Raw genomic sequence first — 21201 nt, 5'->3', positions numbered from 1 at the left:
ACGGGCCGACGGGCCCGGCCGCCCGGCTTCCCCTGGGGGCGCCGGGCCCCGCCCGTAAAGCCAGGTGGGAGTGTCGGCGGTCCGTGAGACCCTTGGTGGGTACCTGACCACTCATCCCGAAAGCTGGATTGTGACCGCCACCGACCGCTCCATCGAGCTGATCAAGGCCGCCTCGCTGGCGGCCGCCGACAAGCTCGCGCACGACATCATCGCGTACGACGTCAGCGACGTGCTCTCGATCACCGACGCGTTCCTGCTGGCCTCGGCCCCCAACGACCGCCAGGTCAAGTCGATCGTCGACGAGATCGAGGAGCGGCTGAACAAGGACCTGGGCGCCAAGCCGGTGCGCCGCGAAGGCGACCGCGAGGCCCGCTGGGTGCTGCTCGACTACGTGGACATCGTCGTCCACGTCCAGCACAGCGAAGAGCGCGTCTTCTACGCCCTCGAACGCCTGTGGAAGGACTGCCCCGAGCTGGACCTCCCCGAGGAGGCCAAGGCCACCCGCGGCAAGGCCGCCGCGCACGCCGAGGCCACGGCGGCCGAGCAGGACGGAGACCTGAGCTGAACGGCACCAGCAGCGGCCGTGGCCGCCGGATAGTCCTGTGGCGCCACGGCCAGACGGCGTGGAACCTGGAGCGCCGTTTCCAGGGCTCCACGGACATCGAGCTGACCGGGGAGGGCGTGGCGCAGGCGCGGCGCGCCGCCCGGCTGCTCGCGGCCCTCGATCCGGACGCGATCATCGCCTCCGACCTGCGCCGGGCCGCCGCCACGGCCCGTGAGCTGGCGGCCGTCACCGGTCTGGAGGTCACGCACGACCCAGGGCTGCGCGAGACGTACGCGGGCGCCTGGCAGGGCCTGACCCACGAGGAGATCGTGGCGCGGTACGGGGAGCAGTACACGGCGTGGAAGCGCGGCGAGCCCGTACGGCGCGGCGGCGGCGAACTGGAGACCGAGGTCGCCGACCGCGCGGCCCCCGTCGTGGAGCGCAGCGCCGACAAGCTGCCGGACGGCGGCACCCTGGTCGTCGTCAGCCACGGCGGCACGATCCGTACGACCATCGGTCGGCTGCTGGGCCTGGAGTCCCACCACTGGGAGGGGCTGGGCGGGCTGTCGAACTGCTGCTGGTCCGTCCTGGGCGAGGGCGCCCGCGGCTGGCGGCTGATGGAGCACAACGCCGGCACACTGCCGGAGCCGGTGCTCGGCGACGACGACTGAGCGGTCCCGTGACCGGCCCCTGCGGCCCGGCGGGCCGCCTCTCCGGGGGCCCGGAGCGACCGGATTTCACATTTGGGCTGGTCGCAGGCTAGAGTTCTTCTTGTTCGCGGCGCCGCCGGGGAAAATCCCGGAGGAGCGGAACAAGACCCGGGGCTATAGCTCAGTTGGTAGAGCGCCTGCATGGCATGCAGGAGGTCAGGAGTTCAATTCTCCTTAGCTCCACACCTCGGATGATCCCGTCTCCCACTCTGGGAGGCGGGATCATTTCGTGCACGGACGGGCGCACGAACCGGTGCTTAACGGGGTAGACCTTGTCGGAAGCCCGCGATACGGGGCCGCGCGGCCCGCCCGCGTTCGACGCCGGTCCCTCCGGCGCTCCGGCCGTCGTACGGCGGTGTGCTGGTACAACGGGTACGGCGGCGGGACTGACCCGGTCGGCGGTCCGTGGCAGAATTCGGACGGCGCCGGCAGGGGAGGAGAGAACGCGATGCCCACGAGCATCATGGAGGAGGTCGACGACCTGCTCGATGCGACCGCTCCCGCGCAGAGCGCCGGCCAGCTGCCCGAGAACGCTCCCCGTCCGGCCCGCCCCGCCGGTGGCGCACACGGCGCCGTGCTCCAGTGCCCGTCCTGCGGCTCGGCCCACGTGGCGCAGGTGCTGGGCGACAACGGCGGCATCTCGTTCGTCTGTACGGCCTGCGGCCACAGCTGGAGCTGACTGATGGGCGCTCACAGCAGGAAATGCGACTGGTGCGGCAGCGGGACGCCGATCGTCCGGGACATGGAGCCGGTCAACCCCGAGTACCAGTACTGGTGCGAGGAGTGCGCGCGGGCCCTGGTCATAAAAGGCGACCCGATCGAGACGTACCGCGAACTCGACGGGGAGCCGATCTACGGGCGCCTGCTCGACGAACACTGCACGCTGAAGCGTTTCTATTCCTTCGCGACCGCCTGAGCGCGGTGCGGGCGCCCGGCGGCGGCCGGCACTGACCTCTGGTCCCTTGCCCCTGTGACGGTTCGTGACGGCCACCCGGCTTCGGCCACGGATGGGCCGTCAGGTACCGCGTGAGCTGGATGAGCTGCGGTTGCGAGCACAGTACGAAATTTCTGGTGGAAGGCGGAACTCCGTGCGAATGGCGCGGCGTTGAACGGGTGAAGCTGCCGCCGGAGACGGCCGGCGGCACGGGGGAAGCGACACGGGGGTCGCATCGTGAGTGATCTGACGATTCATCCTGTCCGGGAAGCGGCGCCGGAACGGCCGTCCGACGCGCCGTCCAAGCGGGAAGCCGCGGCCGGACTGACACCCTTCGTCGACGAGCTGCGTATCCCGCCCGTCCTGCGGCCCGGCCGCAAGGAGGCGCTGCGCGGCGTCGACATCGACCAGACCACCACCTGGGTCCGGCTGCACTCCGAACTCCCGCCCACGAAGGTATGGGCGTACGAGGGGCACTACCCGGGCCCGACGATCGAGGTGCGCCGCGGCCGGCGGCTCCGCGTCAACTGGCACAACCGTCTCACCGGCGGCTATCCGGTCACCGCCGCCGAGGCCAAGCCCTTACCGGGCGCGCCCCTGCCCACCGACGAGCCGGGCCGCGCGAACAGCACACTCGTGGAAGGCGTCGCCGACCTGCCGCCCTGGACGGTCACCCACCTGCACGGCGCGGTGACCGGCGGCGGCAACGACGGCTGGTCGGAGAACGCCGTCTCGCCCGGTGACTCCCAGCTCTCGGAGTATCCCAACGACCACCGTGCGACGTGCTGGTGGTACCACGACCACGCCATGGACCTCACGCGGTGGAACGTCTTCGCGGGCCTGGCCGGGATGTACCTGGTCCGCGACGACGAGGAGGACATGCTGCAACTGCCCTCCGGCAGGCGGGAGATACCGCTGGTCATCCAGGACCGCAATCTCGACACGGACGAGGACGGCCGCCTGACGGGCCGTCTGCTGCACAAGACGCAGGTCGTGACCCAGGACAAGGACGGCAAGAACGTCTCCCTGCCCTTCACCGGCCCGTACACCCTCGTCAACGGGGTCATCTGGCCCCATGCCGACGTCGCGGCGTGCTGGTACCGCTTCCGCGTGCTGAACGCGGCGAACGCCCGCACCTTCCAGCTCCGCCTGGTGGACGACGCGACGGGCGCGCCCGTGACGGGCGCGGTGTGGCAGATCGGCTCGGACGGCGGCCTGCTGCCGCGGCCGGTCCCGGTGGACGGCCCGCTGCCGGTCGCGTCCGCCGAGCGGATGGACCTGCTCATCGACTTCGGCCTGCTGCGCGGCCGTACGCTCCGGCTCGTCAACGCCGCGCCCGGGGTGGCGTATCCGGACGTACTGCAGTTCCGGGTCGGTACCACGCAGGTGCGTGACCCGTTCGTGCTCCCGCAGGTGATCTCCCCGTCCTTCGAGCGGCTCACCCACGGCTCGGCGCCCCACCACGAGCACCGGCTCGTCGTCCTCACCCCGCCCGGCCCGGTCGGCAACTTCCACCCGGAGATGTGGGAGATGGAGGAGATCCCCGACACGGGCCTGGAGTTCCCCGTCGAAGGAGTCGTCCAGATCCACGGCGCGGACGGGAAGACCCGCACGTACCGTCGTAAGGCCCGGATGTTCGACGACACGCTGGGCCACACGGTCCGGCTCGGCGACTGGGAGCAGTGGAGCTTCCTGAACCTGGGCGGCGCCGGCGTCCACCCGATGCACATCCACCTCGTGGACTTCCAGGTCCTGAGCCGCGACCGCTATCCGGCGGACGGCGACCCGGGCAGCCCGTACGACAACAAGGTCGGCGGCACCCGCGTCCCGCTCGCCTACGGCGGTACGGCCCCGATATCCCCGGGCGACCAGGGCTGGAAGGACGTCATACAGGTTCCGCCGGGCCAGATGGTCAATGTGCTCGCCCGCTTCCAGGGGGCGACGGGCCGCTTCATGTACCACTGCCATCTGCTGGAGCACGAGGACATGGGGATGATGCGGCCGTTCGTCGTCATGCCGCGCGAGGTGCTGAAGTTCCACCACCACCCGCCGGGCGGGCACGGCCACGGCTGAGAGGGGGGAGGGTGTAGGCGCTGAGACGGAGCTGGTGCGCGGCCGGGCGGCGGCTCAGCCGCGCGGCCCGGCACCCTGGCCCGGCGTCCTTGCTCAGCGCCCCGACACCCCGGCCCGGCACCCTGGCCCGGCGTCCTTGCTCAGCGCCCCGACACCCCGGCCCGGCACCCCGGCCCGGCACCCCGGCCCGGCGTCCTTGCTCAGCGCCCCGGTGTGGCCGCCGCCGGGCCGGCGTCCGGCGTGGCCGCACTCTGCCCTGTGCTCGGCAGCGGACCGCCGCCACCCGCACCGTCCCTCCGCACCAGCACGGCGGTCAGGGCCAGAAAGACCAGCCCGGCGATCGGATAGATCCCGGACAGCAGCATCTGGCCGCCGTTCTGGTGCAGTTCCTCGTGGTGGTGGTAGCGGTGCGGCACGAACCACAGCGCGAACGAGCAGAAGAGCAGGCCCATCGCCAGCGTTCCCGCCCACCAGCGCCGGCCCGCCCGGCTGCCGAAGCCGCCGCGGCCGATCGCCTCCGAGCCGAGCAGGATCAGCATCGGTACGCCCCACACCCAGTGGTGCGACCAGGAGATCGGACTGACCAGCAGCGCGGTCACGGCACAGGCGACGGCCGCCCAGGCCCGGCGGCCGTGCAGCAACGCGCCGACCGCCACGGCCAGCCCGAGGACGGCCACGACGGCTGCGGCCGCCAGCCACCACAGGCCGGGGTCGTGGGTGTGCAGCAGCCGGGCCAGTGCGCCGCGCAGCGACTGGTTGGCGGTGATCTCCACCTCGCCGACCCGGTCGGCGGCGAAGATGATCTCCGTCCAGAAGCGGCGGGAGTCGTGCGGCAGGACGAGCGCGGACAGCAGCGCGGTGCCCAGGAAGGTGAGACAGGCGACGGCGGCCTGCCGCAGCCAGGGGTTCCACGCGTCCCGCGGCCCCGCGCCCGCACGCAGGCGCTGCCACGCCCGTACGAGCCCGGCCAGCGCGAGGAAGACGGCGAAGAGGGCCGGAGTGAGCTTGATGCCGGCCGCCAGACCGATGCCGACACCGGCCCACCGGTTGGTGTCCTTACGGGTCAGGTCCCACAGGACCAGGACGGCGAGCAGCAGATTGATCTGTCCGTAGCGCAGCGTCGTCCACACCGGCTCGCACCAGACCAGCAGCGCGGCCACCCCCAGCGCCGCGGCGAGCGGCGGCACCCGCTTCGGCCGCCCCGCGAGCCGCAGGCCGAGGTGGGTGACGGCGACGAGCAGCAGGAGGTTGCCGAGGGTGGCGAGCGTACGCATCTCCGGCACGCCGACCAGCGTGAGCGGCGTGAACAGCAGCGCTGCGAAGGGCGGATAGGTGTTGGGCAGGTGCGCCGAGGTCGCGACCATGTCGTAGAGGTCCTCGCCGTTGCGGGCCGTCCAGCCCTCGGCGCGGTAGACCATCAGGTCGACCATCGTCACGTGCGCCAGCCGCTGGGCGACCCAGAAGGCGGCGAAGGACAGCACACAGCCGACGGCCGCCACCAGCAGCGGACGGCGGCGGACGAAGCCCCTCAGCGGGGAGGGACCGCCGGGTGCAGCGGACTGTTCCAGCTCCAGCGCGGACACGGCGTACAGCTCCCCAGGACGAATCGGGCACGGCCCGCCGACAGTACATCGAGCCCTCCCCCGGGGCCCCAGGACAACCGATTTGGCAGAAGGCGGGGAGGGCCGTGTAATGTAGGCGATGCCGCAGCGGGGAGCCGCAAGGAAAAGAACCGCGGCGGACCACAGCAAGGGGCTATAGCTCAGTTGGTAGAGCGCCTGCATGGCATGCAGGAGGTCAGGAGTTCAATTCTCCTTAGCTCCACAGAAGGGCCGCTCGTGAGGTGACTCACGGAGGTTCATGAGATCCCGTCCGATCTGACAGATCGGACGGGATTTTTCGTTTCCCGAAGACGCGGCGGCGTGACGGCGTGGTGTGGCGAGCCGGTGCGGACTGCCGGGGTCGGGGGCGTTTCCGTGGCGGATGGGCCGCGTCGTAGCGGCGCCGGTTGGCGCCGATCTCCTTCCGGTGGGCGGTGGCCCACTCCCCGAACGCGACGACGGAGTCCAGCGGCGTCGTGCCGAGCTCGGTCAGCGCGTGATCGACGCGTGGCGGTACGCAGGCGTGGACGGTACGGGGCAACAGGCCGTCGCGTTCCAACTGTCGCAGCGTCGGCGTGAGCATCCGCTGGGAGATGCCGGTGACGGCGCGGTGCAGTTCGCCGAAGCGCAGTGTGCGTCGCGGAGTTGCCCGATGACCAGGATGCTCCATTTGTCCCGCCGGACACTGCGATCGGAGGGGTACGGCTATGGCGAAGACGCGCGTGGTGGTCGGTGCGCCGGCACCTTTTCCGGCCAATGTCGGGGTGGCCATGTCCGGCCTGCGGAACTGGGCGCTCACCCTGCACACCGAACGCGCACCGGCAGGGCTTCACGTCGGCACGGTGACCGTCGCCTCCGGCGTCATCCCGGGCGGTGAGGCCGACCCTGACCTCGTCGGAGACCGGTACCGCCGCATGTACGAGCGGCGGAACCGCGCCGAAGAGGTGATCGGGGACGCCGAGGCTTTCCGGGCTCCGGCCGGCCGCGCTCAGGTGCCGTCCGCGGCCGGCCGGTGACGGGCGGACTCCACGACCGTGTGAGCGGTAGCCGTCAGGGCTTCTCCAGGCGCAGGGCGAGGGCGGGGCAGCGGCTGACCGCGCGCTGGGCGCGGTGGTGGAGCCGGGGCGGGAGGGCGGTGTCGGGGAGGAGCGGGTATCCGTCCGGGTCGAGGCGTACGGCTTCGGGGAGCAGCCTGGCGCACAGGCCGTGCCCTTCGCACAGGGTCCAGTCCACCGCCAACCGGCTCGCGGCAGCCGTCGAGCCCGCAGTACCCGTGCCCGTACCGTCGGCCGCCTCCGCTGCTTCCGGTGCGGGGAGGGGAAGAACGCCGGCGGTCTCCCGGCCGCAGCCGCCGCCCAGGGTGTGCGCGGCGAGATCGTCCGGGAAGGCGCCCAGTGCGGAGAGCACGAACCGCACGGCGCCGTCGGGGTGTTTGCAGGCACCGCGCCCGTTCGCGGTCTGCGTGGCACGCCGTACGCCTTCCAGTGCTGCCTGGCCGCCGCCCGCCAAGGCGTCCGCCAGCGCGCTTGCCACGGAGGGCAGGCCCAGGCGGCAGGGCCCGCACTGGCCCGATGACTCAGCGGCGAGCCAGCGCGCTACGAGCAGGGTCTCGCCGAGCGGGCAGGTGCCTGCGGGTACCGGCAGCACCGCGCCCGCGCCAAGTGCCCCGCCGCCGGCTGCGAGCGCCTCGCGGGTGACGACCGTCCCGTACGCGGTCGGGGCGTCCAGCCAGGCGCCGTGGTAGCCGCCCACCAGGACGCCGCCGGGGACCGGGTCGGCGGCACACATCTGGAGGACGTACGGGAGCGGCACCCCGCTCGGTGCCTCGACGACGGTGGGGGAGGGCACCGCGCCGGACACGGTCAGGAGCAGGGTGCCGGGTTCGTGGGGCGCGCCGGTCGCGGCGTACCGGTGGGCGCCCGTCCGGGCCGCGACAGCGAGTTGCGCGAACGTCTCGGCGTTGGAGAAGAGCGTGGGCGCGCCGCCGAGTCCGGACTCCGCGGCCCGCACCCGCCGCCCCGGGGGCAGCGCCGGACCGCCCTCAGCGGCCCGGATCAGCGCGGACGCTTCACCGGAGACGAGTCGTTCCGGTACGCGGACGAGCCGGGCACGCAACGACCGCCCGCGCCGCCGGTCGCTCAGCCCGCGCTCGGCCAGCGCGTCCCGCACCGACCGCTCGGCCGTGTCCTTGGTCACGCCGACCACCAGCGTGCGGGCGCCGAGGGCTTCGGCGGCGAGCAGCGCGCCGTCCAGGACGAGGTGCGGCGCGCGGCACAGCAGAACGGTGTCCTTGCGGCAGGCGGGCTCGCCCTCGCAGCCGTTGACCACGACCGCTGGCCGGACGCCGGAGTGCCGCGCGTGGTGGGCCACCGCCTCCAGCTTCCGTACGAGGGGGAAGCCCGCGCCGCCACGCCCGCGCAGGGCGATGGCGCCGGCCAGCTCGGTCAGCCGGTCGATGGACAGGGACGGCGGTGAGCCGTGGGTGAGCAGGTGGGCCCGGCGGCCGAGGCGCTCGGCCTCGTCGAAGCCCGCGGTCAGCCGGGGCGGGCCGATGGCGTGGACGGGCGGGACGTCGGGCAGCGGGCCGGTCACGGTCGGCTCCTGCCGTGCGAGGCGGGAGGGGCCGGGACGGGGTGGAGCGCGTGCCGTCCGTACGGCGGCGCGGAGTCGGACGGTGAGGAGTCCGAGTACGGGGATGCGGGGGGCTGGGGCGGTGGAGGTGGCGGGGGGCCGGCAGTACGGGCGTGCAGGCGGGCCCGTAGGACGTGCGGGAGGAAAGCGCGCGCCAGGAGGGCGGCGGCGACGGCCGCCAGGCACAGCGCGTACCCGGTGGTGACCCACCCGGAGGGGGCACGCCCGGCCTTCAGGCCGTGGACGAGCGCCAGACACCACGCCGGGTACGCGCAGGCGTGCAGGGCGCGCCAGCGCTCCGAGGCCCGGCCGCGGCCGGCGAAGGCGCTGCGGAGCGCGCCGGTCGCGGCGGCCAGCACCATCAGGTAGCCGGCCACGGCGCCGAAGCCGATCAGTGCGGAAGCGCCGGCGGGTGTCCTGGTGAACGGCAGCAGTGCGTTGAGTACGTGCGCGTGCCCCTCGGCGACCTTGACCGCGATGTGCAGGGCCAGGAAGCCGAGCGAGGCGGTGCCCAGGGCCCGGTGGACGCCCTGGGCGAGCAGCCGGCTGCGGGGCAGCAGGAGCGTACGGCCTGCGGCGACCAGCCCCCAGACGACGGCGGCCGTGAGGGAGACGAGCGTCAGCACACCGCCCGTGAAGTCGAGGAAGCCGCGCAGCGGGTCGGTCCCGGAGAGCAGGAGGAGGGCGAGGGCGGCGACGGCCCCGGCGGCGACTGCGGGGCGGCGGCGCAGGCGCGGGCGGCGCGGGACCGGGACCGGGGCCGTCGCCGGTCCTGGAGGGGTGGTGCGGCGCGGGCTGACCCGGAGGCCATGACGGCGCGGGCCGGGGGAGGGGCGGGACAGGCCCGGGTGGCGGCCCGGAAGGCGGAACGGGAGACGGACAGGGAGGCGGGGTAAGCCGGGGGGCCGCGGGCCGGAGGCGGCACGGCTCTTGCGGTGGGGACGCATGCGGGAAAAGTAGGGCGGTGCGGGATCGGGGCGGCGGGCTTTCCGTAAGCGGAGTGCTGCGGGGTGGCGCGCTGCTACCGTCGGCTGTCGGGCTTGTTCGAGGGAGTCGGTACCGGGCTTGCCCGAGGAGGTTCGTCCGGACCGAGGAGCGGCCTCGGTACCGAAGAGGCTCCTCGGTCCTGGCCGAGGGGGAGTCCGTGAGGCTCGTTCGAGGAAGCTGGTCGGAATCGGCCGAGCACGCCTGTCAGGCCCGGTCGACCGTGTCGTGACCGGATCCGGCCGAGCCATGACCGGGTTCGACCGAGCTGTGACGTGGGTCCGGGCCAGCCGTGGCGTGGGTCCGACCGAGCCGTGGTGCCGGTCCGACGGAACCGTGGCGCGGGTCCAGAGGAAGCCGCCCCGCGGATCCTGAAGGGCGGTCGCGGACGCCCGCCACCCGCCTTCGCCCCGCCCCGGAGCCCCCGCCCGCCGGGCCGCCGCCCGTTCCGCGGCGGGACGGCTCCCAGCGGGCCCGGCGGCCCCTGCGGTACCCTGACGCCATGCGTGCCGTACGCCTTCTGCTTAGCGGGCCGCGCTGATCAGTACCGACCGGTGAGCTTCCGGTCGGCATCGGCGCGGCGTCCCCTCCTGTGCGAGGGGTCTTTTTGTTTCCGCAAAAGTCGCACTTTTTCGCAGTAGCCGCAGGCAGAGACGACCGATGGAGCTTTGAGGACGATGACCGAGACGACTTCGGCTGCCGAGGTGGCAGCGCCGCACCGCTACACGGCAGCGCTGGCCGCCGACATCGAGGCGCGCTGGCAGGACTTCTGGGAGGCGGAGGGCACGTACGAGGCCCCGAACCCGAAGGGCGACCTGGCGGGCGACCCGGAGCTGGTGGCCAAGCCCAAGAAGTTCATCATGGACATGTTCCCGTACCCCTCGGGTGCGGGCCTGCACGTGGGCCACCCGCTCGGCTTCATCGCGACCGACGTGTACGGCCGCCACCTGCGCATGACCGGCCACAACGTGCTGCACACCCTGGGCTTCGACGCCTTCGGCCTGCCCGCCGAGCAGTACGCCGTGCAGACCGGCACGCACCCGCGGGTCTCCACCGAGGCCAACATCGTCAACATGCGGCGCCAGCTGCGCCGGCTGGGCCTGGGCCACGACCCGCGCCGCTCCGTCGAGACGATCGACCCGGACTACTACAAGTGGACCCAGTGGATCTTCGTCCAGATCTTCAACTCCTGGTACGACGCCGACGCGAAGAAGGCGCGCCCCATCGCCGAGCTGGTGGCGCAGTTCGAGGCCGGTGAGCGTACGACGCCGGACGGGCGCCCCTGGAGCGCGCTGAGCGCCGCCGAGCGCGCCGAGGTCCTGGGCGAGTACCGCCTGGCGTACGCCTCGGACGCGCCGGTCAACTGGTGCCCCGGTCTGGGTACCGTGCTGGCCAACGAGGAGGTCACCGCCGAGGGCCGGTCCGAGCGCGGCAACTACCCGGTCTTCAAGGCCAAGCTGCGCCAGTGGAACATGCGCATCACCGCCTACGCGGACCGTCTGCTGGAGGACCTGGACGGGCTGGACTGGCCGGACGCCATCAAGCTGCAGCAGCGCAACTGGATCGGCCGGTCCGAGGGCGCGCGGGTGGACTTCCCCGTAGGGGACGGGAAGATCACCGTCTTCACCACCCGCCAGGACACCCTGTTCGGTGCCACCTACATGGTGCTGGCGCCCGAGCACGAGCTGGTCTCCGGCGAGCGTTCGATCGTCCCGGACGCCTGGCCCGAGGACACCCACGAGGTCTGGACCGGCGGGTACGGCACCCCGGCCGAGGCCGTCGCCGCGTACCGCAAGCAGGCCGCGGCCAAGTCGGACGTCGAGCGGCAGGCCGAGGCCAAGGACAAGACCGGCGTCTTCACCGGCGCGTACGCGACCAACCCGGTCAGCGGCGAGCGCGTCCCGGTCTTCATCGCCGACTACGTGCTGATGGGCTACGGCACCGGCGCGATCATGGCCGTCCCGGCGCACGACAGCCGTGACTTCGCCTTCGCGCGCGCCTTCGAGCTGCCCATGCGCTGCGTCGTGGAGCCGTCGGACGGCCGTGACCAGGACCCCGCCACCTGGGAGGACGCCTTCGACTCGTACGAGGCGAAGATCGTCAACTCGGCGGGCGCCGACATCACGCTGGACGGCCTGACCGTCCCGGACGCCAAGATCAAGATCACCGAGTGGCTGGCCGCCGCCGGTATCGGCGAGGGCACCGTCAACTTCCGCCTGCGCGACTGGCTGTTCAGCCGCCAGCGTTACTGGGGCGAGCCCTTCCCGATCGTCTACGACGAGGACGGCGTCGCGCACGCGCTGCCCGAGTCGATGCTGCCGCTGCAGCTGCCCGAGGTCGACGACTACTCGCCGCGCACCTTCGACCCGGACGACGCCGACACCCAGCCCGAGACCCCGCTGTCCCGTAACGAGGACTGGGTCAACGTCGAGCTGGACCTGGGCGACGGCCCGAAGAAGTACCGCCGCGAGACCAACACCATGCCCAACTGGGCCGGTTCCTGCTGGTACGAGCTGCGCTACACCGACCCGCGCAACGGCTCTGCGCTGGTCGACCCGGAGGTCGAGCAGTACTGGATGGGCCCGCGCGAGGGGCAGCCGCACGGCGGTGTCGACCTGTACGTGGGCGGCCAGGAGCACGCCGTACTGCACCTGCTGTACGCGCGGTTCTGGTCCAAGGTGCTGCACGATCTGGGGCACATTGCGTCCTCCGAGCCGTTCCACAAGCTGTACAACCAGGGCATGATCCAGGCATTCGTCTACCGCGACAGCCGCGGCATCGCCGTACCCGCCGCCGAGGTGGAGGAGCGCGACGGCGCCTACTACTACCAGGGCGAGAAGGTCAGCCGCGTCCTGGGCAAGATGGGCAAGTCCCTGAAGAACGCCGTCACGCCCGACGAGATCTGCGGGGAGTACGGCGCGGACACCCTGCGCCTGTACGAGATGGCGATGGGCCCGCTGGACGTCTCCCGGCCGTGGGACACCCGCGCCGTGGTCGGCCAGTACCGTCTGCTGCAGCGGCTGTGGCGTAACGTCGTGGACGAGGCGACCGGCGAGGCCACCGTCGTCGACGCCGAGCCGGACGAGGACACGCTGCGCGCGCTGCACAAGGCGATCGACGGCGTCGGCCAGGACCTGGCCAACCTGCGCTTCAACACCGCCATCGCCAAGGTGACGGAGCTGAACAACCACCTGACCAAGGCGGGCGGCCCGGTCGCGCGCTCGGTGGCCGAGCGCCTGGTGCTGCTGATCGCCCCGCTGGCCCCGCACATCGCCGAGGAACTGTGGCGCAAGCTGGGCCACACCGACTCGGTCGTCCACCAGGACTTCCCCGTCGCCGACCCGGCCTACGTGGTCGACGAGACCGTGACCTGCGTCGTGCAGATCAAGGGCAAGGTCAAGGCGCGCCTGGAGGTCTCGCCGTCCGTATCGGACGCGGACCTGGAGGCGGCGGCGCTGGCGGACCCGGCGGTCGTGGCGGCGCTGGACGGCGCGGGCATCCGCAAGGTGATCGTGCGGGCGCCGAAGCTGGTGAACATCGTCCCTGCGTGACGCGCTGATCCCGGTGCCGTGGCCCTTCGGGGGCATGGCTGAGGGATGACCACTAAGGGCAGGTTGGGGGTTCGAAGGGAACCCCCGACCTGCCCTTGGCGTTTACGGTGGAAGAGCCGGAACCCCGGCGCCTCCGCCCACCGCGCCGTTGCCATCGAGGAGAAACCATGGAAGCCGTCGCCGCGATCTTCGGGCTCCTCTTTCTGCTGCTCGTCGCGGCCGGCGTCTTCGTCACGGTCAAGGCCGTCAAGGCGGCCAAGCGCGGGGTGGACCGCGGGGTGGCACAGGCGCGCCGGACCGTCGAGGACACCACGCTCAGGGCCCGGCAGTTCACCCAGCCCGGTGTGGCCGGTGAGCTGGCCCAGCTACGGCTGTCGCTGCGTACGTCCATGCGGGCCACCCAGGACGTGCTGCACGCCGGCGCCGAGCAGGACACCTCGCTGACCGAGGCGCTGGGCCTCTTCGAGCGGCTCAGCGCCCACGGTCACGAGTTGGACGACGAACTCAAGCGGCTGGAGCGGGAGCCCGACAAGGCCAGCGTCACGGCCCGGCTGCCCGAGCTGCGCGAGCGGCTGGAGCGCATCACACACTCCGCGGAGTCGCTGCGCTGGGCCGCCCGGGACCGCGCACGGCAGTTCGCCGACGACGACCTCGCCGCGCTCGGCGAGCAGATCGACATGGAGGCCGGAGCGCTGCGGCACTGGTCGAAGGAGCCGCTGGAGGACCGCATCGAGGCGTCCGGGAGCGGCCCGGCGGCTGCCGACGGGGCCGCGGCGCCCGGGGGTGCGTCCGGGGCTTCTTCGGAAGGGGCCGCGGGCCGGAAGCCGTGGGGGTCCGCCGAGGACGAGACGCCCGCCATCACAGCCCGGGACCCGCGTACGCAGCCCACGTACGCATGGCAGAAGGCACCGCGCACGGAGCGGACGACCTGAGCGCGGAGGGGCGGGCGGCAGGGAGCACATCGGCCGGGGCGAGCAACCGGCAGTCGCTGCCGGGCGTCTTCCTCCCGGTACCGTCCGACGCCGGCGGATCTTGGTAGGGGCCCGCACTGTCGGCCTCCGGGATCCCCGGATAACCTCCCAGTCATGTCCCGCCATGTCGCGATCGTCACCGATTCAACGGCCTACCTGCCGCGGGCGGCACTGCAGCGCCACCGGATCACGGCGGTACCGCTCACCGTCGTCCTCGGTGACCAGGCCCTGGAGGAGGGCACCGAGATCTCGGCGAGATCGGTCGCCCAGGCCCTGCAGAAGCGCAAGTACGTGACGACATCGCGGCCGAGCCCCGAGGCTTTCGCGTCCACCTACCGGGCCATCGCCGAGGCGGGGGCCGGAAGCATCGTCTCGCTCCACCTGTCCTCGGAGTTCTCCGGCACGTACGACGCGGCGGTGCTGGCGGCCGCCGCGGCCCCCGTACCGGTGCGGGTCGTGGACACCGGCATGGTCGCCATGGCGCTCGGCTTCTGCGCCCTGGCGGCGGCCGAGGCCGCGGAGTCCGGCGGCAGCCTGGACGAGGCGGTGGCCGCGGCCGAGAAGCGTGCCGAGCAGACGTCCGCCTACTTCTACGTCGACACCCTCGACTACCTGCGACGGGGCGGCCGGATCGGGGCGGCGCAGGCGCTCCTCGGCTCGGCCCTCGCGGTCAAGCCCCTGCTCCAGCTCGCCGAGGGGCGGATCGACCTCTTGGAGAAGGTCCGTACGGCGTCGAAGGCGATCGCCCGGCTGGAGGAGATCGCCGTGGAGCGGGCCGGGGAGGCGCAGGTGGATGTCGCCGTGCACCATCTCGCGTCGGCCGAACGGGCGGACGCGCTCGCGGCACGGCTGCGCGAGCGGGTGCCGGGGCTGGCCGAGCTGCATGTGAGCGAGGTGGGAGCGGTGATCGGGGCGCACACGGGGCCGGGGCTGCTGGGGGCTGTGGTCTCGCCGCGTTAGCGCGGAATCCTCCTCGGATAGCGCGGAGATGCTCCTTGGCCGGCGCGGAAGGCCTCCTTCGGGTGACGTGGTTATCCACAACGGGCCGGTTATCCCCGGGATTTGACGGCTCGCAGCGGGATCGGCGCGAAGTGTCTAACGTTCGCGGGCATGACGCCACAATCACTCTCCGTAACCAATCCCTTCGATGGGTCGGCCACCGGCCCTGGCTGGGGCTCCGACCCTGGCTCCAGCTCCGGACCGCGCGGGCGGGCCGCCCGGCGTGCGGAGACCGCCGCGGCGGTACGTACGCGGGCCGCGGGCCTGTTCCGGGGCCCACCTGGCCCGGACCGGAGTGCGAGCCCTGCGGAAGCGGACGGCAGTCCACCGACGTCGGGCAGTCCACCGTCTCCGGGCGACCTGTCGGCTTCAGGCGTTTCCGGTGCTCCGAGCGTTCCCGGTACTCCAGGCACTCCCGACACCCCAGCCGCGTCAGCCGATGACGACCTGACCGCTGACCGGGCCCAGGCCGCCCGCGAAGGCGCACCTCCCGACCGTGCCGCCCGGCTGGCGCTCGCCGTGCGGGAGCGGCTGCCGCTGTGGGTGCAGTCGAGATGCGCGATCGCCCCCAAGACGCTGGCTGCCCTGGTCGTGGTGTTCGCGGTGGCGGTGGCCTTCGCGGTCCACCACTTCTGGGTGGCCCGGCCCGAGCCCGTCCGTGTACCGCCCGCCGCCCGGGCCCCGGCGCTGCCGAATCCCGCCCCGGCGCCGCAGCCGCAGGTGGCGGCGCCGACGCCGGGAGGCGCGCCGCCGACCGCCGCGGGACGGCTCCTCGTGGTCGACGTGGTCGGGAAGGTGCACCGTCCCGGCATCCATCGCCTGCCGCAGGGAGCCCGGGTCGCCGACGCGCTGAGAGCGGCGGGCGGAGTGCTGGACGGTGCGGACACCCGAGGGCTGAACCGGGCGCGGCTGCTGGTCGACGGGGAGCAGATCGCCGTGGATGTCGCAGGGGCGGCGCCGGGCGCGGCAGGTCAGGGGGCGGGCACGGGCCCCGGAGCGGCCACGGGAGCCGGGGCCGGAGCGGTTGCCGGGGCGGGCACCGGCGGCGGCACGGCTTCCGGGAGCGCCGGCGCGTCCGGTGGTACGGGCGCCGGAGCCGCCCCCGTCAGTCTGAACACCGCGACCGCGGAACAGCTCGACAGCCTGCCCGGAGTCGGCCCCGTCCTCGCCCGGCACATCATCGAGTACCGCACCGCACACGGCGGCTTCACCTCCGTGGAACAGCTCCGTGAAGTGAACGGCATCGGTGATCGCCGCTTCGCCGACCTGCGGCCTCTGGTCCAGCCATGACCCCGTACCCCACCACGCCGCCCCAGCCGCCTCCATCACCTCAGCCGCCCCCACCGCCCCAGCCCTCCGGCCCCCACACCGCACCCGGCGCCACCCCCGGCCGAACGGCCGACCGAACCGCCGTCCACGCGGCGGCACCCTCCCCCTACGGCGCCGCCGATCCCCGCCGGCCGGATGAAGCCGTCGATCTTCGACTGGCCGGGCCCGCGGCGGCCGCGTGGGGTGCGGCGGCACTGGCCCTGGGGTGGTCCGGCGGCTCGGTGGCGGTGGTGTGTGCCGCGGCCGTGGTGCTGGCGGCGGTCGTGGTCGTCGCCGCGGTCCGCCGGCCGCGACGGCGGGCCGCCGGCGCCTCGGTCGCCCTCGCCGCAGTGCTGCTCGGCGCGGTCGCCGGAGCCGCGTCCGCCGCTCTGCACGCGGCGGACGTACGGCGCGGCCCGCTGCCGGAACTGGCGCGCCGGCACGCCCCGGTCACGGCCGAGGTGGAGCTGACCGGCGATCCGCGGCTGACCCGCCCACGGGTGAGCGGCGCCCGGCAAGCGCCGCCCGCCGTCGTGTTCACCGCGGAGGTCCTCCGCGTCACCGCACCGGACGGCTCGGTGACCGCCACCCGTACCCCCGTACTGGTCGTCGTGCACCGCACGAAGCGCCTCGCCGACTGGCAGCGCCTCCTGCCCTCGACCCGCGTCCGGGTCGCGGCCCGCGCGGCACCACCCCTCCGGCCGTCCGACCGGGCCGCGGCCGCCCTACGGGTCACCACGGGATCAGAACCGCACGTGCTGGCCGCCCCCGACGCGTTGCAGCGACTCGCCGGTGACCTGCGGGCCGGACTCCGGGAGGCCAGCGACGACCTGAGCCCCGATGCCCGTGCCCTCCTGCCGGGCCTGGTGGTCGGTGACACCGCGCGGGTACCGCCCGACCTCGACGACGCCTTCCGCACCACCGACCTGACCCACCTGCTCGCCGTCTCCGGCAGCAACCTGACCATCCTGCTCGTGCTGCTCATCGGCCCGCCCCACCTCGCCGTACGGGCCGAACGCCGTGGTCTGGCACCGCTCCTGGGCCTCTCGCTGCGCACCACCGCCCTCATCGGCGGATCGATCGCCCTCGCCTTCGTGATCGTCTGCCGCCCCGACCCCAGCGTGCTGCGCGCCGCCGCCTGCGGACTGGTCACCCTGCTGGCGATCGGGACGGGACGCCGTCGTTCGCTCGTCCCCGCGCTCGCCGCCGCCGTCCTGGTACTCGTGCTCTACGACCCCTGGCTCGCCCGCAGTTACGGTTTCCTGCTGTCCGTACTGGCCACCGGCGCCCTGCTCACCCTCGCCCCTCGCTGGAGCGCGGCCCTGCAACGCCGCCGCGTGCCGCCCCGCCTCGCCGAGGTGCTCGCCGCGGCGGCCGCGGCGCAGGCGGTCTGCGCGCCCGTCGTCGTGGTGCTCGCCGCACGCGTCGGTCTCGTCGCCGTCCCCTGCAACCTGCTGGCCGAACTCGCCGTCGCCCCGGCCACCGTCCTGGGGTTCGCGGCACTCGCCACCGCACCGTTCGCGCCGCCCCTGGCCCACGCCCTGGCCTGGTGCGCGAGCTGGCCGACCGAGTGGATCGCCGGTGTGGCCCGTACGGGGGCGGGCCTGCCCGGGGCGGAGGCGGATTGGCCGGGCGGATGGGCCGGAGCGCTGCTGCTGGCCGTCGTGACGGTGGCGTTCGTCCTGGTGGGACGGCGGATGTCACGTCGGCCCTGGCTGTGCGTCCTCGGCGTCCTGGCACTGCTCGTCGCGGTGCTGCGGCCGGCCCCGGTCACCCGTGTCGTCACCGGCTGGCCGCCTCCCGACTGGCGAGCGGTGGCCTGTGACGTGGGACAGGGCGACGGTCTGGTGTTCGCGGCGGGGGAGGGCACCGCCCTGGTCGTGGACACCGGCCCGGAGCCGGACGCCATCGACCGTTGCCTGACCGACTTGGGCGTACGCCGTATCGCGCTGCTCGTCCTCACCCACTTTCACGCCGACCACGTCAGCGGACTGCCCGGCGCCTTGCGCGGGCGTTCGGTCGGTGCCATCGAGACCACGACCCTGCCCGAGCCGCCCGGGCAGGCCGCCTTCGTGCACCGCACCGCGGCGGCCGCGGGCGTGCCGGTGGTCGGTTCCACGCCGGGGGAGCGGCGCAGCGTCGGCCCGCTCAGCTGGGAGGTCCTGTGGCCGCCCGGCACCGGACCGGGCCACCCCTTTTCCGCGCCCGCCACACGTGCTGTCGAAGGTCCCAACGACGCCAGCGTGACGCTGCTGCTGCGCACCGCCGGGCTGAGCTTCCTTCTCCTCGGCGACCTCGAACCGGTCGCGCAGCAAGCGTTGTCGACCGCGTACCCCGACCTGAGCGCCGTGGACGTCCTCAAGGTCGCACACCACGGGTCCGCGTACCAGGACCCGCAACTGATACGCCGCCTGGCGCCGCGCGTCGCCCTGATCAGCTGCGGCGCCGGCAACCCGTACGGTCATCCGGCGCCGCGCACCGTCCAGTCGCTGCGCTTTCAAGGAGCACGGGTGCTGCGTACGGACACCGACGGCGCCGTCGCGGTACTGGGCGGCGCGGACCGGCTGACCACCACCGTCAGGGGCCGCAGGCGGAGCCCGGCGCGCTCGCCAGGTCGGCGCACGGCACGTGCCGGTACTTGCGCAGGATGTTCTTCGCCGTGCCGGAGTCCATGAACGCCCGGAACTTCGCGGCGAGCGAGCCCGCCTCGGGCGGCCCGTACGTGTAGAGGTACTCCACCGTCCAGAAGGGATAGCCATGTTGACCGGCCCACTCGATGTCGGGCTCCCGCCCGTTCGGCCGGACGCGGGTCACCTGCGGATTCTTGGCCGCCGCGTACTCCTCCGCGTACCCGATCGCGCCCGGCACGCGGCCGACCGTGTCCGGCAGGCTGCCGGTGCTGTGCGCCTCGCAGCGCGTGACGCGGGCCGCCGCGTCCCGGTCCTTGCCGTTGCATTCGTACGACGACACCGTGCCCGGCTCCGAGCCGCGCAGCACGGCCGTCTCGAACGCCCGCCGGGTGCCGGACGCCGCGTCCCGGCCGACGATGCGGACCGGCAGGTCGCTGCCGCCGAGCTGCTTCCAGTGGGTGCACCGGCCGTCGTAGATGCCGCGCACCTGCTCGGAGGTGAGGTTGACGACGCCGGTCCGGCCGTTGACGACCATGCCGAGCAGGATGACGCCGGCCCGCCGCCCCGCCGGCTCCCGGTAGATGGCCGGCGCGGCGACGTCCGACACAGCCAGGAACGTCGGACCGACGGCCGGCGCGGATCTCCTGGCCCGGTTCAGCCGCCCCAGCCCGGACAGGCTGCCGCTCTCCGCCACCTCGATCTCGGCTCCCCGGCAGCGGGCCGTGTACTGCCGGGCGATGTCCTGCATCGGCGGTGCGAAGGCACTGGAGCCGTCGACGGTCAGCCGCCCGGTCGCGCTCTCCGCACTTGCCGCCCCGGTGGGCCCGTTGAGCAACAGCCCGCCCAGCAGGCCGACCAGGATGATGCAGACGCCGCCCAGCCCGAGGCCCAGTTCGCGCGGTCCCCAGCGCTGCGCGTTGCGCCGGATCCGCCCGCCGCTGAGGAACCCGCCGACGACGAGTTCGCCCGGCCGGCCGCCGCCCGCGCCCCCTCCACGGCTGCGGTGCGCCCCGCCTCCGTTCCGGTCCCCGTTCCCGTCCTCCGCCGACAACAGGACCAGCAGCTTGAAGTGGTCACGCTCGTTCAACGGCACCCTGGGGATGACGAGCCGGCCACCGTCGTGCCGCAGACCGCCGCCGTTGCGGGTGAGCATCCCGACCAGGTCAGGCGGGTTGGCGTCCGGCACCTCCACCCCGATCACCGTGCGCCCGGTGAACTCGGCCGTCAGCGGCTCCTGGTAGTCCTGCCGCACGATGTCCTCGCCGCCGTCGTTCTCGAACCGCAGCAGCGCCAGAGTGGCGTCGGTGATCTCCTGGCCCTGCCTGAGCAGCCGCGGTTGCACCAGGCTGTGGGCGTCCCGCGGGTTCATGCCGATCGCGGTGTCCATCCGGACGCGGTGACCGACGCTCTTGCGGCCCGGCAGGAACCGCTGAACGGCCCAGAGCACGGCCGTCGCGACGAGACCCGCAGCGGCGAGGAGCGTCTCGGTGTCCGGCAGGGGCACGACTACCTTGCACAGCCGATCGGATGGCGGAATGCCTGCAATGCAGGGACAGGGGAGGCGGCCCGGTACGCCTTCGGCATCCCGTCATCAGAGGTTCGTCCGCTGTTAGCGCGGCCGGTGACGGCAGGGGGCCTGTCGCATCCGGCCACCCCGTTAATCAGGACCTGTAAACTCCAGAAATATGAGGATGAGCGAGGGCGTCGAATGGGCCCTGCACTGTTGTGTGACCCTGGCCTCGCTCGGCGACGCGCGTCCCGTGTCGACAGCCCGGCTCGCCGCCTCCTTCGATCTGCCCCAGGCGTATCTGAACAAGCGGCTCCAGGCCCTGGTCCGGGCCGGTGTCCTGACTTCGACCCCGGGCGCCCGCGGCGGCTTCCGGCTGGCCAGGCCGCCCGAGCAGATCTCCCTGATGGATGTCGTCGCCGCCATCGAGGGCACCGACGACGTCTTCCGGTGCACCGAGATCCGCCGCCAGGGCCCCGGTTCCGGAGCGCCCGACCGGGACTTCCGCCGCCCCTGCGGCATCTCCACCGCGATGCGCAGGGCCGAGCTGGCCTGGCGCCGCGAACTGGCCAAGCAGACCGTTGCCGACCTCCTGGCCGGCGTCCCTGGACCGGCCGCGGAGCGCACCCGCCGCTGGTTCGCGACCGAGAGGACGAGCACCTGATGGACTCCCCGCAGACCCGGTCCGCGTCCCAGCCCGTCCCGCCGAGACCGCCGACCTCCCATCAGCCGACACCTCAGGAAGCGCCGACATCTCC

General features: G+C 73.2%; 17 protein-coding genes and 2 tRNA genes. 14 read left to right on the top strand and 5 right to left on the bottom strand.

Translation table 11 applies throughout. The annotated features are described in order from the left end of the window. Nucleotides 1–130: 130 nt before the first annotated feature. The 6 genes from rsfS to phsA all read left to right on the top strand — a co-directional run bounded on the left by rsfS (nucleotide 131) and on the right by phsA (nucleotide 4261). Nucleotides 131–565, top strand: a complete 435-nt coding sequence (rsfS, locus tag ACZ4QV_RS06050) for a ribosome silencing factor (protein ID WP_361144177.1) — start codon at nucleotides 131–133, stop codon at nucleotides 563–565. After that, nucleotides 562–1215: a histidine phosphatase family protein gene (locus ACZ4QV_RS06045; RefSeq protein ID WP_361145264.1), complete on the top strand. Its 654-nt coding sequence runs from the start codon at nucleotides 562–564 to the stop codon at nucleotides 1213–1215. The genes rsfS and ACZ4QV_RS06045 overlap by 4 nt, the downstream gene beginning before the upstream one ends. 149 nt (nucleotides 1216–1364) lie before the next feature. Then, nucleotides 1365–1437, top strand: a tRNA-Ala gene (locus ACZ4QV_RS06040). Nucleotides 1438–1702: 265 nt separating this feature from the next. After that, nucleotides 1703–1933, top strand: coding sequence for a hypothetical protein (locus ACZ4QV_RS06035; RefSeq protein WP_361582345.1), 231 nt, complete (start codon nucleotides 1703–1705; stop codon nucleotides 1931–1933). 3 nt (nucleotides 1934–1936) lie between these two features. Further along, nucleotides 1937–2170, top strand: a complete 234-nt coding sequence (locus tag ACZ4QV_RS06030) for a hypothetical protein (protein WP_030020510.1) — start codon at nucleotides 1937–1939, stop codon at nucleotides 2168–2170. Between the two features lie 255 nt (nucleotides 2171–2425). Further along, the gene (phsA, locus tag ACZ4QV_RS06025) at nucleotides 2426–4261 is read left to right on the top strand and encodes an O-aminophenol oxidase PhsA (RefSeq protein WP_467762622.1); all 1836 of its coding nucleotides are present in this window, start codon (nucleotides 2426–2428) and stop codon (nucleotides 4259–4261) included. 200 nt (nucleotides 4262–4461) lie between these two features. On the opposite strand, the gene ACZ4QV_RS06020 is transcribed toward phsA, so the two are convergent. Next, the gene (locus tag ACZ4QV_RS06020) at nucleotides 4462–5844 is read right to left on the bottom strand and encodes a glycosyltransferase 87 family protein (RefSeq protein ID WP_467762621.1); all 1383 of its coding nucleotides are present in this window, start codon (nucleotides 5842–5844) and stop codon (nucleotides 4462–4464) included. Between the two features lie 168 nt (nucleotides 5845–6012). On the opposite strand from ACZ4QV_RS06020, the gene ACZ4QV_RS06015 reads away from it, so the two are divergent. Then, nucleotides 6013–6085: transfer RNA gene (locus ACZ4QV_RS06015), tRNA-Ala, on the top strand. A gap of 24 nt (nucleotides 6086–6109) precedes the next feature. Here ACZ4QV_RS06015 and ACZ4QV_RS06010 read toward each other — a convergent pair. After that, nucleotides 6110–6532, bottom strand: a complete 423-nt coding sequence (locus ACZ4QV_RS06010) for a winged helix-turn-helix transcriptional regulator (RefSeq protein WP_467762620.1) — start codon at nucleotides 6530–6532, stop codon at nucleotides 6110–6112. 37 nt (nucleotides 6533–6569) lie between these two features. On the opposite strand from ACZ4QV_RS06010, the gene ACZ4QV_RS06005 reads away from it, so the two are divergent. After that, nucleotides 6570–6878, top strand: a complete 309-nt coding sequence (locus ACZ4QV_RS06005) for a hypothetical protein (protein ID WP_467762619.1) — start codon at nucleotides 6570–6572, stop codon at nucleotides 6876–6878. A gap of 34 nt (nucleotides 6879–6912) precedes the next feature. Here the strand turns inward: ACZ4QV_RS06005 and ACZ4QV_RS06000 are convergent, their stop codons facing one another. Then, the gene (locus ACZ4QV_RS06000) at nucleotides 6913–8454 is read right to left on the bottom strand and encodes an NADH-ubiquinone oxidoreductase-F iron-sulfur binding region domain-containing protein (protein WP_361144162.1); all 1542 of its coding nucleotides are present in this window, start codon (nucleotides 8452–8454) and stop codon (nucleotides 6913–6915) included. Continuing rightward, nucleotides 8451–9440 (bottom strand): hypothetical protein, encoded by a 990-nt coding sequence (locus ACZ4QV_RS05995; RefSeq protein ID WP_361633376.1) that lies wholly within the window; start codon nucleotides 9438–9440, stop codon nucleotides 8451–8453. The genes ACZ4QV_RS06000 and ACZ4QV_RS05995 overlap by 4 nt, the downstream gene beginning before the upstream one ends. A gap of 714 nt (nucleotides 9441–10154) precedes the next feature. On the opposite strand from ACZ4QV_RS05995, the gene leuS reads away from it, so the two are divergent. The 5 genes from leuS to ACZ4QV_RS05970 all read left to right on the top strand — a co-directional run bounded on the left by leuS (nucleotide 10155) and on the right by ACZ4QV_RS05970 (nucleotide 18981). Beyond that, nucleotides 10155–13028 carry a leucine--tRNA ligase gene (gene leuS / locus ACZ4QV_RS05990; protein WP_467762618.1) on the top strand — a complete coding sequence of 958 codons (2874 nt, stop codon included), beginning with the start codon at nucleotides 10155–10157 and terminating at the stop codon, nucleotides 13026–13028. Between the two features lie 167 nt (nucleotides 13029–13195). After that, nucleotides 13196–13960 (top strand): hypothetical protein, encoded by a 765-nt coding sequence (locus ACZ4QV_RS05985; RefSeq protein ID WP_361582329.1) that lies wholly within the window; start codon nucleotides 13196–13198, stop codon nucleotides 13958–13960. A 153-nt stretch (nucleotides 13961–14113) separates the two neighbouring features. Then, nucleotides 14114–14959 carry a DegV family protein gene (locus ACZ4QV_RS05980; protein WP_361144151.1) on the top strand — a complete coding sequence of 282 codons (846 nt, stop codon included), beginning with the start codon at nucleotides 14114–14116 and terminating at the stop codon, nucleotides 14957–14959. A 558-nt stretch (nucleotides 14960–15517) separates the two neighbouring features. Next, a complete protein-coding gene (locus tag ACZ4QV_RS05975) occupies nucleotides 15518–16288 on the top strand; it encodes a ComEA family DNA-binding protein (RefSeq protein ID WP_361633382.1) in 771 nt (256 codons plus the stop codon). Beyond that, complete coding sequence (locus tag ACZ4QV_RS05970) at nucleotides 16285–18981, top strand: ComEC/Rec2 family competence protein (RefSeq protein ID WP_467762617.1); 2697 nt, start codon at nucleotides 16285–16287, stop codon at nucleotides 18979–18981. Before ACZ4QV_RS05975 ends, ACZ4QV_RS05970 begins: the two co-directional genes overlap by 4 nt. Here ACZ4QV_RS05970 and ACZ4QV_RS05965 read toward each other — a convergent pair. Continuing rightward, entirely contained in the window at nucleotides 18884–20440 is a 1557-nt protein-coding gene (locus ACZ4QV_RS05965) for a substrate-binding domain-containing protein (protein ID WP_361633388.1), read from the bottom strand. The genes ACZ4QV_RS05970 and ACZ4QV_RS05965 overlap by 98 nt on opposite strands. 181 nt (nucleotides 20441–20621) lie before the next feature. On the opposite strand from ACZ4QV_RS05965, the gene ACZ4QV_RS05960 reads away from it, so the two are divergent. After that, entirely contained in the window at nucleotides 20622–21107 is a 486-nt protein-coding gene (locus ACZ4QV_RS05960) for an RrF2 family transcriptional regulator (protein ID WP_361144141.1), read from the top strand. The last annotated feature ends 94 nt before the right edge of the window (nucleotides 21108–21201 follow it).

This window comes from Streptomyces sp. NPDC026394 (genome assembly GCF_055567735.1).
Note: the sequence above shows the minus strand (reverse complement) of the source record. Positions and strands in the feature narration are given on the sequence as shown.

Bases quoted from the DNA above. Each gene is read 5' to 3' on its own strand.
- ACZ4QV_RS06035 (WP_361582345.1), top strand. From the start codon at position 1,703: ATGCCCACGAGCATCATGGAGGAGGTCGACGACCTGCTCGATGCGACC.
- ACZ4QV_RS06030 (WP_030020510.1), top strand. From the start codon at position 1,937: ATGGGCGCTCACAGCAGGAAATGCGACTGGTGCGGCAGCGGGACGCCG.
- ACZ4QV_RS06010 (WP_467762620.1), bottom strand. From the start codon at position 6,532: ATGGAGCATCCTGGTCATCGGGCAACTCCGCGACGCACACTGCGCTTC.
- ACZ4QV_RS06005 (WP_467762619.1), top strand. From the start codon at position 6,570: ATGGCGAAGACGCGCGTGGTGGTCGGTGCGCCGGCACCTTTTCCGGCC.
- ACZ4QV_RS05995 (WP_361633376.1), bottom strand. From the start codon at position 9,440: ATGCGTCCCCACCGCAAGAGCCGTGCCGCCTCCGGCCCGCGGCCCCCC.
- leuS (WP_467762618.1), top strand. From the start codon at position 10,155: ATGACCGAGACGACTTCGGCTGCCGAGGTGGCAGCGCCGCACCGCTAC.
- ACZ4QV_RS05985 (WP_361582329.1), top strand. From the start codon at position 13,196: ATGGAAGCCGTCGCCGCGATCTTCGGGCTCCTCTTTCTGCTGCTCGTC.
- ACZ4QV_RS05980 (WP_361144151.1), top strand. From the start codon at position 14,114: ATGTCCCGCCATGTCGCGATCGTCACCGATTCAACGGCCTACCTGCCG.
- ACZ4QV_RS05970 (WP_467762617.1), top strand. From the start codon at position 16,285: ATGACCCCGTACCCCACCACGCCGCCCCAGCCGCCTCCATCACCTCAG.
- ACZ4QV_RS05960 (WP_361144141.1), top strand. From the start codon at position 20,622: ATGAGGATGAGCGAGGGCGTCGAATGGGCCCTGCACTGTTGTGTGACC.